Origin of the sequence: Paenibacillus sp. GYB004 (assembly GCF_036577605.1) — a bacterium.
GTDB classification, from domain to species: Bacteria; Bacillota; Bacilli; order Paenibacillales; family NBRC-103111; genus Paenibacillus_AB; species Paenibacillus_AB oceani.
In genome coordinates, this window is sequence record NZ_JARBDB010000065.1 from 143,440 (window position 1) to 158,473 (window position 15,034).

A 15,034-nucleotide genomic window follows, 5' to 3' on the forward strand; every position below is an offset into this window, starting at 1 on the left:
TCACTGCGGCGATGCCGCAGCCGAATTGATTTTATCCAGGAACGACCGGCAAGTGCCCTGAATGTCCGGGCTTCCTACGATCTCGCTGATCGCGCATATGCGGCGGGCTCCCGCCTCCAGCACCTGATCGACGTTGTGCAGCTTGATGCCCCCGATCGCCACGAACGGGATGGTGATTTCAGCCGCGACCTGCCGGACGTAAGAGGTAGTGACCGGAGCGACAACGTCTTCCTTGCTCTTGGTCGGGAATACCGGTCCGACACCGATGTAATCCGCGCCGTCGCGCTCGGCCTGCCTCGCTTCCTCGATGGCGTGAGTGGATATGCCGATGATTTTGCCGCCGACGATCTTGCGGGCGTCCGCCAGCGGCAAATCGTCCTGCCCGAGATGAATGCCGTCGGCATCTACCGCGAGCGCGATATCGATATAATCGTTGACGATGAACGTTACGCCGTAACGAAGCGTCAGCTCACGCAGCGCTTTGGCTTTCGCCAGCACCTCGCGGCGGGGGCTCTTTTTGTCCCGCAGCTGGATGATGTCGCATCCGCCCTTGATCGCTTCCTCCATCACTTCGATCATCGGCTTGCCCGGGTGGAATTCCTCTCCGGTGATGGCGTACAGCTTGAATGGTTTCATATCGCCTGCCTCCTTCTATAATCGATCAGAGCCCGATATAGCGGGCGTATAACGTTTTGGCTCGTACGGGGTCCTCGGTGCCTTGCACGAGCACGCGCCCGTCGGGAAACAGGACGAGGCGTTCGCCTTCCGGCAGCTCGGCCTTCAGCAGGAACGGGTTGGACTGGATTCGCGCGACGCGTTCCAGCTTTTCTTTCCAATAATCGAGATCGAATCCGCTGCGGGCCCGGATCTGGATCGTCTCGCGGCCGCACAGCGAAGTCGCGTCATCGAGCCCAATCTCGTCAAGAGCAGGGTAGCGATGACCGCGACATACCGGGCAGTCCGGCTTCGAAGAAGGGAGCTTCATCTCGTACGACTGATTGTGCCACGCGTCAAATGTGATCAGCGTGTTCCGGCGGGCGGCGGTATCGCCGACCAGATGCTTCAGCGCTTCGGTTGCCTGATACGAAGCGACGATATCGACGACGGGAGAGATGACCCCGATCATGTCGCATGTCTCCCCGGAGCTGTCTCCGGGTTGAATGAGACACCGCAGGCAGCCGGTATGTCCGGGGACGAAGATCGCGCTCATCCCCCGGGAGGCGACCGCGCCGCCGTATACGAACGGAATTTGGTTCTTGAAGCAGGCATCGTTTAATAAGTATCGGGTATGAAAGTTATCCGTCCCGTCCAGCACAAGGTCCATGCCTTCGATCAACTGATCGATATTGGCTGCGGTCGTATCGGCGACGATGGCTTCCAGCTTGACGCCGGAGTTGATCTTGGACAGTCTTTGCTTGGCCGCTATGGCTTTGGGAATGGAAGCCGCCGCATCTTCTTCGTCGTACAGCATCTGCCGCTGCAAATTACTCGTTTCGACGTAATCCCGGTCGACGAACCGGACGGTTCCGAGCCCCGCGCGGACCATATGGTTAGCCAGCACGGTACCGAGAGCGCCCATGCCTACGATCAGTACGGCGCATTCGGAGAGCCGGCGTTGTCCGCCGGGGCCGATCGGTTTGAATAACATTTGCCGGGAATATCGGCTGGACGAATCGTTAGTGGTCATGATGGCGGGTGCGCCTCCTTGCTCCAGGAAATACAGGAAAACGGATCAACCTCGGAAAGAACGCAACTGAGCCTATTCCTGCCGCTCGCGGAGGCCGCGTCGGCCGCGGAAAAACGGTTCGCTACGCCTTCCGCAACAGCAAAAAGGCCGCCTGCCAGGGCGGCCGCATATCGACGCTCGATTTGTTGAAAGAGTCAAGAATCGGTTGCGCCACTTCCCTACGCTGGTCTCGCTCCAGTTCAGGTTCAAAGGGTCCGAAGGTCGTATCTTCATCTCAGCCCAAGACTGGGCACCCCTAGTGATCTTGAAATATGAGGTTCATCTTTAACCTTACAACGATCGTGCCGGTTTGTCAACGGCGGCGGCATGCCGCAGTAGGGCACGTCCCGGCCGGCGCTTCCCGACTTGACTGCGCAACGGGGGGAGGCTACCATACGGATAAGGAGGTCGAATCCAGTGAAGGACGAATCGACATTGCAAGCCGAAGGCTCCGCATGCTGCAATACCGGCGGCGAGGAGGAACGCAAGAGCCACCATTCCGACAAATTAAAAAGCAATCTGATCACCCGGCTGAACCGGATCGAGGGACAAATCCGCGGTGTGAAGGGACTCATCGAGAAAGATACGTATTGCGACGACATCCTCAATCAGATCGCGGCGATTCAGGCAGCTCTGAACGGCGTCGGCAAACAGCTGCTGGAAGGTCATCTGAAGTCGTGTGTCGTGGAGCGAATCCGCGAGGGCGATCAGGATATTATTAACGAGCTGCTCGTCACGGTCAACAAGTTAATGAAATAACACAGCAGGACCGAATCCGGAAGCGGAAAGAACGGGGTATGCGAACTGCCTGCTTTCCGCTTGCGGATTAATTTCATTTTATTAACAAAATTCTCATTGACTACCCTACTACCCGAGCTATACTTATATACAAGTCTTATACTTGTGAATAAGAGGAGTGATAGCGATGAGCCGGGAACAAAATCAGTTCGAGTTAATCGGACGTCCTTGCCGCAATTTCAACATTCTTGCAACCGCAGTGATGACAGACCCGCTCGACGGACGGGAGAAGCTGGTGCTGTCCAACTTCGCGGCCGGACAGACCGGCAATCTGATCCTGATCGATACGCGCTCGATGGAAGCCGAGTCGATCGAACTTCCGGGGGATGAAGGAGCCTGGGGACTTGTTAATTGGCGCAATGAAAAGCTCGTGGTTGGGACGTGTCCGAACTATGCGTATATGCATGCCCTGGACTTGAAGACCCGGACTTGGGCGGAGCCGCTGAAGGCGGCAGACGAGAAATATTTCTGGGATATGGCAATCGGCTCCGACGGCAACGTATACGCTGGAACTTGGCCCGGCTGCTCCTTATACCGCTACGATCCGGCGCTGCATACGCTCGAGAAGCTAGGAAGGGCGTCGGACAACGACAAAAATTTATACAGCCGCTACATTAACGGCAGCGCGCCCGGTTATATTTTGTTTACCGGAGGTTACGACGAGCCGTTTTTGAAAGCGTTTCATATGGAAAGCGGGACGTTTCGCGATTTCGGAACACCGGGATTTACCGTGCGCGAAGTAACCGACGAGTACATATGCACCGTACAAGGAGACCGCTTCGAATTTTATCATCCGCAAACGCTGGAGCCGCTCCCGGATACCGCAGGCTGGAAGGAAAAGCTGACTGTATTGGAAGCGGCGCTGCCGAACGGCAAAAGCTGCAGGGCGATCCCGCTGGCGGACGGGCGGTATGCGGGGGTGCGCGGTCAAGATCTGTTTATCGCGGACAGCCTGGACGAGGTGCCGGAACTGGTCCGCATTCCGACGGAGGCGCCGGCCACGCGCATCCATACGCTCGTATCGGACGAGGCGGGCGGGATATGGGGAGCGTGCGGCTTCGGCCAGACGATCTTCCATTACGATCCGTTGACCGGCTCCGCCTGGAACTCGTCCTCGGTATGTGATTCCGGCGGAGAAGTGTACGGGATGGTGTTTGTGGACGGTAAATTGTATTTGACGGCTTACGTCGGCGGAGATCACATCGTGTATGACCCGGCGAAGCCGTGGGATCAGCTGAACAACCGGAATCCGCAATCGCTTCGGGCGCTGAGACCGGATTATATCCGTCCGGAAGGACGAAGCGTGATCGGGCCGGACGGCGGGATCTGGACCGGGTGGTCGGCCAAATACGGCACGTATGCAGGGGCGCTGTCCAGAATCGACCCGGTTACGCTGGAGGTGGATTCCTGGAGCCATCCGATCGCAAACGATCAGCAGGTGGCCGGAGTAGCCGCAGACGACCGGTATGTTTATTTTACGACGAACGGCGGTGCCAGCGGACTGCCCTATCGCGATGTGATCTGCCATTTCGGCGTATGGGAGCCTGGCAAAGGACTCGTGCACGAGACCCGGTTCGCCGCAGGCGTACGCCCCGGCTCCGCGATTGCGGCTATGTGCGCCAAAGTATTTGTCAAAGCGGGCAGCGCGATTCTCGTATTCGATCGGGCCCGGTTCCGATTCGAGCAATCGATCCCCGTCGAGGGGGGATGCAGCTGGATGACGGCCGCCGGTCCGGATTTGCTGGCCGCGTTTTGCGGCAGCAGGCTGCTCTTCATCGACCCGCACAGCGCTGTCGTTATCCGGACCGTCGAGCTGCCCGGCTCCGTCAGGGCGGCAACGTATACAGCGACAGGCGATCTGGCGTTCGCCGTAGAAGAGGCTCTCTATCGCGTGCCGTCCGGATTTTTGCAGTCGGTACGTTCTTGAGCGATGCGGTGCAGTGATGGCCGGTATTGATTTTGGTTTGGTTATCTTTATAAGCAGTACCCAATCTACCCCGTTTCCTTGGAGACGGGGTTTTTGCCGTTTAAGGTGGTAAGTAAGATCAGATAGAACCGTGGTCATCATCGATCCACCAAGCAACGGGAGCAGCAGCGTGGTGTGCGCCGGAATCAATGGTCACCGATTATGTAGCGGAAGCGCGGTTTCCGTTATTCCCGTAACAGGCCTATTTGTTGGGCTATAACGGAAGTCTGGTTTCCGCTATTTCGGATTTTTAAGGTGAAATGGCCGGTTGCACTGGAAATAACGGAACTAATTGTTCCGCTAAACATCGATTTTCTGCTTCGCACAATAAATAACGGAAGTAAAACTTCCGCTAAGAGGCGTCACAGGCACCGTCTGGAGCCGTTTTTTGCAAAGACATGCCTTGAATCGGCTGCACGACTGCGGATGCAAATGCGGATGGGGCGGCGGCTGGAGCAAAACAGCCGTATTCTTCGATGCATTCACGGGAATGTCGGCAATACCCGATCATCGTCGGATGTTCTCTCCGGCTGCACGTTATAAGCGTTGTTCATCAGAAAAAGAGGGTTCAATATGCAATATTCTCAATAATTAGTATGTACTAATTAATAAAATACCTATTTAAAACGACATATTTTATGGTATAGTACGTATTATATAAACAACATTAGTAGGGGAGGAATCGGTATGACAGTGGGGATCGGAATTAACGGAATGGGAAGAATCGGGAGGTTGCTCGTCCGGCGGGCTTTTATGGAAGGGAAATTGAATATCCGGGCCATCAATGTGCTGCATCCGGCCGACTCGGTTGCGCATTTGCTCAAGTATGATTCAGTTCACGGCCGCTGGGATGCGGACATTCGTACGGAAGACGGCAATCTGGTGATCAATGGCTATACGGTGCGTCTTTTATCCGAGCGCGATCCGCAGCTTATTCCTTGGAACGACTGCGGGGTCGATCTGGTGCTGGATGCCACCGGCAAATTCAACGATGCCGCGGGAGCGTCGAAACATCTGGCGGGTGGAGCGCAAAACGTAATCGTTACCGCACCGGGTTCCGGACTCGATCTGACTGTAGTCATGGGAGTAAACGACCGCAGCTATGACCCGGACCGGCATAAGCTGATATCCGCCGCCTCCTGCACGACAAATTGCGTGGCGCCCGTGCTCCGCATCGTTCACGAAATGTTCGGCGTTAAACGTGCCTGGGTGACGACTGTTCATGCGTATACGAACGACCAGAATCATCTTGACAATCCCCACAAAGATTTGCGGCGCGCCCGTTCCTGTACGCAATCGATCGTTCCGACGACGACGGGCATCGGCAAAGCGCTGGCCGGCGTATTGCCTCATCTGGCGCCGGTCGTTGAGGGCGTGTCGCTGCGCGTCCCGGTGCCGAACGTATCGTTGTGCGATATGACGCTGGATTTGGGAGAAGAGATAAGCACGGAGTACGCGACCGCCAGATTGCGTTCCGCTTGCATGAGTCCGCTATATTCCCGGTATGTAGGCTGGAGCGAGGAGCCGCTGGTTTCCACAGATTACGTAGGGTGCGACAAATCGGCTACCATCGACGGGTTATCGTTGTCTGCGGCCGGACGGCAGCTCAAGCTGCTCGCCTGGTACGATAACGAATGGGGGTATGCATGCCGTGTAATCGATACAGCAGAGATGGTGGTTGATGCCGGGCTCAAATGGTCGGAGGACAGGGAAGCTGCGGTTTTGGAGAATGTGTAGGTTAGCGCTTGCGCTCCGTTCTTTGGGCAGGCGGTTACGGGGCGGGGGACACAGCCGAGCCGTTGGTTGAATAATTAATCATGTAACTGCATTACGTTACGTAGGTTATCCGCAGAGCGCCGGTTTCATACGATAATAACGATTTACTGTCTGTCTATGGACGGAAGAAGATATTCCCTTATCCGCGCGATTAAGTTAGGATCGATCGATAACGGGTTGTTGCTTCTTCCGTCTTTTTTCGATAACAGAAATTTGTCCGCCGCTGCTCCGCTACAAGTAAGAGACGTTAAGTCTTTTTCCCATAAATAAGCGGATTTGGATGAAGTGAAATCTGACAACAACCTGACACGAGGCCGGCTGGAAGTACGGTTTTGCATGCCGTCGATGAAATACGCTAACGAAAATGGAAGCATATTTTTTAGGACCCCCTCTTCACAAACCGGTATTTTAGTTGTATTATGTACATGTATTATACAGATTCAAATGATGACAAAAGTACGAGATTGAAAGTCCGGGCCATTATTTTTAAGCAGCTTGGAAGCGATTGCAGAAAGGGGTTTCAAATTCGGCTTTACAAAGCACTGCACATTCACACTCGACATTACGGGAGGTCAACAGACATTGAAAAAACAACTTAGACAACTAGCGGCAATATCGATTGCGTCCGCACTTGTGCTGAGCGCTTGCGGCAAAACGGACAACAAACCGGCAGCCGATCCGGGTGCGACACCGGGGGGCGAGCAGAAGAAAGAAAAGCTTTCCTTGTACTGGATGACGGCAGCGCTGACAAACAACTCCAACTTGCCGTCCGGGGACAAAGACTTTATTAAGAAAACGATCGAAGAGAAGTTTAACGTTGAGCTGAAGCTCGATTATATGGCCATGGGCGAAGAATTCTCCAACAAGCTGAACCTGCTCCTGGCAGGAGGCAACGCTCCCGATATGTTCCATGCCGACGGCGCCAAGTCGAACGGTTACATTATCGACGGTGCGGTTGCCGACCTCTCGAAGTATGTTACGCCTGAGAAGATGCCGAACTATTTCAAGTGGGTAACTGCGGAAGAATTAAAGCGTTATCAGGTTCAGAACGTATTTAAGCGCGCGCCGGTTCCATTCCCTAAAGATTATTACGGCGTCTACTATGTGCGTAAAGACTGGATCGATGCGCTCAACAAAAAAGATCCGAACCTGAAGCTGAAAGTTCCGACCAACTACGACGAAATGATCGCCGTTATGAAGGCGTTCACATTTAACGATCCGGACGGCAACGGCAAAAACGATACGTACGGCTTCTCGACTGCAGGCAGCGGAACGACGATTCCGAACGACCTTCCGGAATGGTTCAAAAACGGCATGACCCCAGGCTTCTTCATCGACAAGGATAACAATTTCATCGACAGCGGAACGAACCTGAGAACAGCCAAAGTATTGGACGATATCCGCAAAACGCTTGATTTGAAAGTTATCGATCCGGACTGGTTCCTGAATAAGGGCGGCGATGTGACGAACAAAGTTCAGCAGGGCAAGGTCGGTATTTTCTTCAGCGGCGTCCGGGATATTGCGTTCGACAACTCGAACAACAGCGTCCAGAAGAAAACCCAAGAGATTACAGGCAACAAAGACGCGAAGTTCGAAGCGTTCCATATCGCCGGCGACGTTCCGGTCTCGTATTCGCCGCTGCCGGGCGTTCCGTTTATGTTCAACGTAAAAACTTCGGAAGCGAAAATCCAGCGTTCGATCGAGATTCTCGACTGGCTCGCAAGCCCGGAAGGCTGGCTGCTCGCTAACGTCGGTAAAGAAAATGTCCACTACAAAAAGAACGGCGGCAAAATTGAGCTGATTCCGGATGCGATCCAAAAAGACATTATCGCCAACGGCAACTTTACGGAAATTTGGGGCGGGGTGTTCTCTTATAACGTGAAAAACCCGGCCGCAATCGGCCTGGAGATCATCGATCCGCGAGAAACGGATCATGACCGGGCGATTCTGGAAGTGTTCAAGAAACTCAAATTCTACACGCTCGGTACGAACGTCGCTCCTCCGACAGGTCTCGATATCGGCGCGTACCGCAAAGAAATGCGCGCACTACAAGTGAAGCTGCTGTTCGAAGAGAAAGATTCGTCCAACTGGCCGAAATATCTCGACGAGCTGTTGAATAAATATAAAGCGAAGGCGATCTTCGATTCGTATGCCGAGCAAGTAACGGCGGCACTCGGCAAAAAGGTTACGTTTAAATCCGACTGATAGGATTCGATTGGCAAGCGAACGGCTGCGGGACGAGGCAAGTGTCCCCGGCCGTTTTTGCCGTTTCCGGGCGTGACGTACAAAGCAAAAGCTCCGCTAAAAGCGGAGCCTTGAATGATCCAGGATCAACTGATTTTTCAGACGGGTCAGGGCACTTCTTCGATCGAAACGTCGTCCAGCCAGGCGGGACCGTCGGTTTGCTGGTCCGACTTGAAATAGATCGACACGTAACGCGCCGTCGGAGCGGCCGTAAACGTTACTGTGTACGGCGTCCAGTCGGAAGACGGCAACGCGCCGGGGTGCCACGAATAACTGATGCTGCCGTTCGAAGCGTTGATCTGCCTGACACCGAGCGATACGTTGCCATTCGTCGAGTTGTTTTTGATCCAGCCTTTTACCTGATACTTCTGGCCCGGTACGACCGGAATCCATTTAGTAGCTCCGGTATAGATGACATGAAAGGCGTTTGCCGGTTCCGGGTCCAGCCGAATCGACCGGCTGCCGCCGTGCGCCGTGCCGGAGTCCCATACGCCTCCCGCCGTCTGCCAGCCGTCGGGGTACGGTCCGCCCGGGGCTATCGTCTCAAAGCCGGGATTGTACGCCGCAGGCGGCTTCTCCCGTACAGCGACGATACGGTCGACGTACAGGTTGTGAATGGCGCCGGAAGCGGCAGGCTGGAACCATAAATAGTGAACGGACAATTCGGGATTGAACTTATACACCCATGGCATCTCGATCGCGTGGTATTCACCGTCCGATACTTCGCCGAACGTTACGCCGACAGGCGCGGGCTGCGACGGATATAGGCCGAACCGGAAAGCTCCGGCTCCGGACGAGCCGCTGCCGGGGTCCACTCTCACATAGGCGTACAGCTTCCATCTGCCCTCGCGCGGGAGATTCGTGTGGTTCATCTGGATGCCCCAAGCCGTCGAGCTGCCGCTCAGACGGGCGGCAGCCTGATCGGACGCTTTCACATCCTGCACTACGGCCGCACCGGCATGCAGCCGGAAATCGTAATCTTGCAGCTCGATCCAATCCTCATCCGGCAAATTTTGCACGATATCCGGGATGGGGGACGAAGAACGCTCCACCTCCAACAGCTGATACAGCTGCGCAAGTTCGCCGTTTTCAATCCGAAAGCTCTGCATGTTTTGCGTGAGGCTTTTGAACCTTTGCAGTCTATTCGTGGTGTCGAGATTCCAGACGATATTGCGCTCGCCCGCTTCTTGGGCAAATTCGGCGCGTCTGTGCAGGATGATCAGATCGACGCCGATTCGCATTCTCCGCACCCGATCCAGAAGGGCCGGATCTCCGGCAGCGGCGGCTTCCGCTTGCTCGAACAGTCCGTCCGCCTGGTGCATCGTATCGAAGGATAGATAGGGCGAAGAGATCGGTGTAGAGGTCGTCAGCGATGCGCCGCTATCCTCCAGCGACTGATGTATCGCCTCGATGTATTCACTGACAGACGAAGAAGCGGCACCGTAGTAACCGTTTATAAATTCTTCGATTAATGCATTCACGTCCTCATCCGGGTTCCACAGCAATCTCGCTCCGACCCACGTGCGCAGCTCGTCGAACCCGACGCCGACCGGTCCGCGGGCGCCGCCGGTCTGTTGACCGAAATACCCTTTAACGGCAGGGGATAACGCGAGAAATTGGATCGTATCCGCCATGGCGTACAGATTCGGATAAGGCTGCAGGTAGCCGCCTCCGCTGAAGTTGGTCAAATAATCCCAAAAGACAAGTTGATCCGAAAGGGCAGCCCATTTTGCGATTTGTTGTCCGTCCCGTTCATTCCCGGCACCATCCAGCGATTTCCCGTGATCTTTGTCTATGGGGGCAAGCGTCACTACTACATTGTCCGGAAGTGTCAAGCCTGTCGGCGCGGGATAACTGAACTGATAAGCCAGCGTGCCGATGCGGGCATCGGGTATTTGCGTCCGGACCCGGCTCGCCACATCGCCCACCATATCCAGGATAGGAGCGGCCAGCGTGCCGCCGTGCGCGTCCGCAAACGATCGGCTCGCCGGATCGGGGACCCACGCCGCATCCTGCTGGCTGAAGCCGTAGGACGGGTCGAGTCCGTTCGCTTGCCGATGTCCGATTCTCGATACTAAAGCTTGGGCGGCGATACGGCGCACCTCCTCGTCCATAGCCAGCACCTGTCCTCCAGAATGATAGACCGAATCCGTGACAAGCGCATGAAAATTATGAACCCCGGTCGGCACGTAATCGGACCAGCTGTTGAGACCGGCGGCGGATGGAGTCTGCGTGCGGTAATGCGACTTCCCGTTCAACAGATTGTGCGCCCGGAACTGCTCGTTATTGCCGTCGTTTACAAACATTTCACGGTATTGGAAACGTGGAATCTGCACGTCATAGCCAACGGATACTTTCAATTTGGGCTTATCGGGAATGAACGTGTATGTCGGGGAAAACCACTTCACGCCGACATAGCGATCCAGAAAGTAATTGACACCGTTCATCGTCCCGCGCGAGCTGCTTCCGATAATTTGAATATAAGGTCCGGCTGATTGAATGATAAATCCGTCTTCTCCGAGCGGCTCGGCATGATTCCCCTGCAGCGCAAAGCTGTCCGCCGCGGGGTGTTGTCCCACGAGAAAGGCGGGGCCGATTGGGGTCCCGTCGCTGATCGTAAGATCGAACGGCGCTCCGGATACCTGTGTCAAATAATCCGCGAGCTCTTGCGCCGCATGCTTCACGATGGCGTCCGCCGACTCGCTGACGTACACGCTGTACATCACATTGCCGTTATGGGCCAGCACCTTTTTTCCGTTGCCGTTCGTTTTGTTCAGCCAAGCGTTTCCTTCCGCCAATGCCAGGCTGTAAAAAAGGAACGACGCCGCAACTAGCATCAGTATACCTGCCGCAATCTTTCTCCTTGTCACCATGGTCACTCCCGTTCGAGACGAAATGATGGCCTTGCGACTTTCGGACTCCGATCCAATCAACTTTCGTTTCACCTGATCGAAGAAAGCGAAGCTTCTTCAGTAGGGCTGCTCGGTCTTTGCTTTTGCTTCTGTTTTTGTTTAGCGCCTCCTTTCTTACTCCCGTAGATAGTAAAACAAGCCGTATATCGATCGTGCATCATCTACTATATAGAATCGAATGTAGGTGTGCCATTGCCGCGATGGACTTCTCCTTTGCCGATACGGTCATGTCAGCAAAAAATGTCCAGACTGTCTCCGGTATTGGCATGCGGCTAGCGGCCCGTTCCTGTAACATAGAATTCGAGATTCGGGTAATGAGAAAGGATGATCGGGATGATCGTGGAAGTCGGATGCGCGAAAGTGGATATTACGCCGGAGATGCCGGTGCCCCTCGCCGGTTTTGCCGTCAGAGGCAATGCGCCGTATGAAGGGATTCGAAGCCGGATTTATTTAAGAGCGGTTTATATGCGCCAGCCCGGGGAAGGCGGAGCTGTCCGCACGGCGCTTCTCGTATCGGCGGATTTGCTGTGGTGGGGCTCGGACCGGGTTCCCGGCTTGTTAGCGAAGCTTAAGGAAAGATGGGGACTCGAGAAGGAAACGGTCGTGCTGCACGGCACGCACAGCCATTCCGGCCCTCAGACTGGCTTCGGATTTCACCGTCTGCTCGGTGCGGCGGACGCCGGATATGTCGGGTATTTGGAGGATAAGGTGATGGAGGCGGTCGAAGCGGCTGCGGCGAACGTTGAACCGGTTACGATCGAGCGCGGAGCGGGCGAGTGCCGGATCGGCGTACAGCGGCGCCGTTATGCGGACGGCCAGGCGTTCGGCGGGGAATACCCGGACGGGCTGATGGACCCGGAGCTTTCCGTTATCCGTTTCCGGACACGGGCTGGCACGGATAAAGCCATAATCGTTCATTACGCCTGCCATCCGGTCACGGCGCATCAGAACTACGTATCTTCCGAATTCACAGGGACAGCGGCGGAGGAGATGGAGAGACGTCTCGGGGACGGAGCGTTATGTCTCTACCTGCAGGGAACTTGCGGGGATATCAATATATTCAAGTCAAGCGCTCCGGCGGCATTGACGGACGACTACGACCAGATCCGGTATTTCGGGATGAAGTTTGCGGACGCTGCAAGCGCGGTTCTGAACAGCCGGATGAGCGGGGTGAAGCCGGTTCTCCTGCAGGGATGTTCCTACAGCGTACCCTTACCGCTGAAGCCGCTCGAGTCCAAGGAGGAGCTGGAGGCGATTGCCGGGAAGCGGCAGCAGCCATACGACGAATGGGCGGTTGAGATGCTGAGCCGGGGGGATACTAGGGCGACAGAACTCGTATTGGAAATGAACCGGCTCGACATTGCGGACGGATTCGCCATCCTCACGATGAATGCGGAAGTGGTCGTCGAGTACGGGTTGTATATTAAGGAAATATCGTCCGGCAGCGTATGGCCTGTCCCTTATTCGAACGGCATGATCGGGTATGTGCCGACGAGGGAACAGATCCGGTGCGGCGGATACGAGCCGTTGCTGTCGACTTATTATTTTTATATGCCCGGAAGGTTTGAGGAAAGCATTGAGGACACGCTGCGCGGCAAGCTTGACGAGATAGTCGGAGGCTGAAACGCAATCGGCGTATTTTATTGGTAATCGATTCGGTCCGGTTCGGTTCGGGAGCTTATCTTTCGAATGTTTTGCTTGACAGGTTCACAACCGGATGGTATGTTCTATAACATAGTAAACATATAGGAATTAAAAGAATTATACAAATATACAATAAAGCGGTAGACGAAGCGCAGTAGGGAACACCGCCAGAAGGAGACGATTTGCGATGGAACGGGCGATTACGATTCAATACGGTTCGATTGAGCTGAAGGCGACTTTGCACTACCCGGCTGCGGCCGGCGAGTCCAAGTGCAGCGAGGGCGGACAACGTCCGCTCATCGTCATCTGCCACGGCTTTATCGGCAGCAGAATCGGAGTCGACCGCCTGTTCGTGGGCGCTTCGCGCAAGTTCGCGGAGGCCGGCTATATGGTGCTCCGGTTCGATTATGCGGGATGCGGCGAAAGCACCGGCGAATACGGGGAGAACGGACTCGATTCGATGATCGATCAAACCCGCGTCGTCCTCGATTATGCGCTGGGCATCGATTATGTCGACGTGAACCGGGTCATTCTACTTGGCCACAGTCTGGGAGGAGCGGCCGCCTTGCTTACGGCCGCTCTGGACCGGCGCGTCAAGACGCTGGTGATGTGGTCGGCAGTCGCTCATCCTTTCAACGATATATTGCGGATCGTCGGGCAGCAGTCGTATGACGACGCGGTCCGGTACGGATCGTCCGATCATATGGGCTACACGCTTCGTCCCGCCTTTTTCGAATCGTTGTCCGCCCAGCAGCCGTTCGCCCAAATCCGCAAATTTACCGGAGACGTCTTCCTGGCCCACGGTACATCCGACCAGACCATTCCGGCCGACTATTGCTCGTTATACCAGAAGCTGTTCTGGATGCGTTCGTACGGGCAATGCGATATGGAGCTGATTTTTCAGGCCGATCACACGTATTCGACCGGGGAAAGCAAGCGGGAGCTGTACGACAAGACGCTGCACTGGCTCACGTATAACGAAAAGCGGAAGCGGGAATGGCATAACTGGGAAATATGACGTACGGATACGGGTAATAAGCGTTCGTCCGCTCGGTTAGCGGCGCTGGCGGTTCCGGCTTAGGGGTATTGAATGTACATTTCCCGGTAGGACGGAGTCAACCGTTTGCGCAGCCGGATCTGCACGATGCCGTTGTCGTAGGAAGCCTGCCCGGATTTTAACCCTACCATCGCAGGCAGTCGTACGATCTGCTTGTTGCCCATCGGGCCTTCGATTTTTAAATATTGTCCGTTCACGAACAATTGCAGCTTGCGGGCATCTACGTAGTCCGGTATCCGAATCCGGACTTTTACGTATTTCCCCGTTTCGGTTATTTCGGGCCTCAGCAGGCCGGAGGATTGGGTTCGCGCCTCGGGCGGAACGGCCGCCTCCGGTTTTTTCGGATCGGGAACCGCCAGATCCACAACCCCCCGCACGAACCGTCCGATCCGGGAAGCCGTTTCCGTACCCATTCCCGGTATCGCGTTCGGGAACAAATCGTCGAACAGCCTCTCGAACTTCCTCCAGTCAAAGTCTTGGTCCCCGCTGCGGGATGGTCCTCGCCATTCTTTTTCCTTGTTCAAGCGTCCTCGCTCCTTTCTGATCTACACCCTTATCGAGGTTGTTCAAAAAGTCCACTTTTGATCACGAAGCCGATCAGGAAGCCTGCTCGATATCGAATATGGAATTCAGCCGGAACTTCCGGTGCTCACAAAAGCTCTCCACTGCGCTCCGCTCTTCATTTCCAGGCTTCATCCCATCTTCTCGTGCTGAAAACCGGACTTTTTGAACACGCACTTATTATGTATAAATATGTGTGTTCGCCCTTAGAAGTTCTTCGCTGCTTGACGTGAAAACGTCATCAAATATAATGTGACGTCATATATATTAGAGGTCATTCGGAATATGCAGATTCCGGACTGTCGGTTCCGGTTTCCCGTTCGACAAAATTAGACGAATGTGTCTTGTTT

Annotated in this window: 10 protein-coding genes and 1 riboswitch; of the genes, 6 read left to right on the forward strand and 4 right to left on the reverse strand. The window is 55.0% G+C overall.

All coding sequences use genetic code 11. From position 1 onward, the window contains the following. Positions 1-636 carry a thiamine phosphate synthase gene (gene thiE / locus PV433_RS29615; RefSeq protein WP_332075602.1) on the reverse strand — a complete coding sequence of 212 codons (636 nt, stop codon included), beginning with the start codon at positions 634-636 and terminating at the stop codon, positions 1-3. A gap of 25 nt (positions 637-661) precedes the next feature. Next, positions 662-1,687 (reverse strand): ThiF family adenylyltransferase, encoded by a 1,026-nt coding sequence (locus tag PV433_RS29620; RefSeq protein WP_332075603.1) that lies wholly within the window; start codon positions 1,685-1,687, stop codon positions 662-664. A 198-nt stretch (positions 1,688-1,885) separates the two neighbouring features. Next, positions 1,886-1,994: riboswitch (TPP riboswitch) on the reverse strand. Positions 1,995-2,161: 167 nt separating this feature from the next. Here PV433_RS29620 and PV433_RS29625 point away from each other — a divergent pair. From PV433_RS29625 to PV433_RS29640, 4 genes are all read left to right on the forward strand, one after another. Beyond that, positions 2,162-2,485, forward strand: coding sequence for a metal-sensitive transcriptional regulator (locus PV433_RS29625; RefSeq protein WP_190930102.1), 324 nt, complete (start codon positions 2,162-2,164; stop codon positions 2,483-2,485). A 166-nt stretch (positions 2,486-2,651) separates the two neighbouring features. Further along, entirely contained in the window at positions 2,652-4,451 is a 1,800-nt protein-coding gene (locus PV433_RS29630) for a hypothetical protein (protein ID WP_332075604.1), read from the forward strand. A gap of 726 nt (positions 4,452-5,177) precedes the next feature. Then, positions 5,178-6,227: a type I glyceraldehyde-3-phosphate dehydrogenase gene (gene gap, locus PV433_RS29635; RefSeq protein ID WP_332075605.1), complete on the forward strand. Its 1,050-nt coding sequence runs from the start codon at positions 5,178-5,180 to the stop codon at positions 6,225-6,227. Positions 6,228-6,848: 621 nt separating this feature from the next. Continuing rightward, entirely contained in the window at positions 6,849-8,471 is a 1,623-nt protein-coding gene (locus PV433_RS29640; RefSeq protein WP_332075606.1) for a hypothetical protein, read from the forward strand. Positions 8,472-8,617: 146 nt separating this feature from the next. Here PV433_RS29640 and PV433_RS29645 read toward each other — a convergent pair whose 3' ends face one another. Beyond that, positions 8,618-11,383, reverse strand: a complete 2,766-nt coding sequence (locus tag PV433_RS29645; protein WP_332075607.1) for a DUF4838 domain-containing protein — start codon at positions 11,381-11,383, stop codon at positions 8,618-8,620. A 372-nt stretch (positions 11,384-11,755) separates the two neighbouring features. On the opposite strand from PV433_RS29645, the gene PV433_RS29650 reads away from it, so the two are divergent. Beyond that, positions 11,756-13,045, forward strand: coding sequence for a neutral/alkaline non-lysosomal ceramidase N-terminal domain-containing protein (locus tag PV433_RS29650; protein ID WP_332075608.1), 1,290 nt, complete (start codon positions 11,756-11,758; stop codon positions 13,043-13,045). A 208-nt stretch (positions 13,046-13,253) separates the two neighbouring features. Next, complete coding sequence (locus PV433_RS29655; protein WP_332075609.1) at positions 13,254-14,084, forward strand: alpha/beta hydrolase family protein; 831 nt, start codon at positions 13,254-13,256, stop codon at positions 14,082-14,084. A 59-nt stretch (positions 14,085-14,143) separates the two neighbouring features. Here the strand turns inward: PV433_RS29655 and PV433_RS29660 are convergent, their stop codons facing one another. Then, complete coding sequence (locus PV433_RS29660; protein WP_332075610.1) at positions 14,144-14,647, reverse strand: Hsp20/alpha crystallin family protein; 504 nt, start codon at positions 14,645-14,647, stop codon at positions 14,144-14,146. Between the last annotated feature and the right edge of the window lie 387 nt (positions 14,648-15,034).